The 898-nt window shown below is 67.9% G+C and carries 1 protein-coding gene; it reads right to left on the reverse strand.

Annotated features, from left to right (window positions below; genetic code table 11):
• Window positions 1-898: pectate lyase (locus LIG30_RS01210; RefSeq protein WP_038708966.1), on the reverse strand; the 898-nt coding region annotated here is incomplete at both ends.

Genomic DNA, 898 nt, shown 5'->3' on the forward strand with positions numbered 1-898 from the left:
CCGACCGTCACGCGCGTCGAATTCGCGCGCTTCAGGTTGCGATAGCGCGCCAACGCCCACAGCGGGAAGAACTTGCGATAGCCGTGATAGCGCAGATAGAACACGCGCGGGAAGCCCGTCGCCGTGAAGCGCTCCTCGTCCCACAGCCCATTCGCCTGCTGCCCGGTCATCAGGTACTCGATCCCGCGCGCCACGGCCGGATGATTCACCTCACCGGCCGCCATCAGACCCAGCAGCGCCCATGCCGTCTGCGACGACGTGCTCGGCGCCTGCTCGTAGCCGCGATAGTCGAGCTTGTAGCTGTCGCCATCCTCGCCCCAGCCGCCGTCCTTGTTCTGGATCGACAGCAGCCATTGCGCGGCGCGCTTCATGCGCGGATCGTCCGCCCCGAGGCCGGCCGCATTCAGCGAGCACAGCGCGGTCCACGTGCCGTAGATGTAGTTCATCCCCCAGCGGCCATACCAGCTGCCGTCCGGCTCCTGTTCCTTCAGCATGTAGTCGAGCGCGCGGCGGGCCGGCTCGCTCGTCGCCGCCGTCTCGCCGAGCTGCGTGAGCATCGACAGGCATCGCCCCGACACGTCCGCGGTCGGCGGATCGAGCAGCGCGCCGTGATCGGAGAACGGGATGTTGTTCAGGTAATACTGGGTGTTCTCCGGCTCGAACGCACCCCAGCCGCCGTCGCTGCTCTGCATGCCGACCACCCATTCGCGCGCGCGCGCGATCGACTCGCGGTAGGCGCTCGAATTCGTGAGCTTGTCGGCGCGGTCCATCGCCATCACGACGACCGCCGTGTCGTCCACGTCGGGGTAGTGGGGGTTCGCATACTGGAACGCCCAGCCGCCCGGCCGCACGTTCGGACGCCGCGAGATCCAGTCGCCGCGCACGTCGAGGATCTGCA

The organism is Burkholderia sp. lig30 (assembly GCF_000687455.2).
GTDB lineage: Bacteria > Pseudomonadota > Gammaproteobacteria > Burkholderiales > Burkholderiaceae > Burkholderia.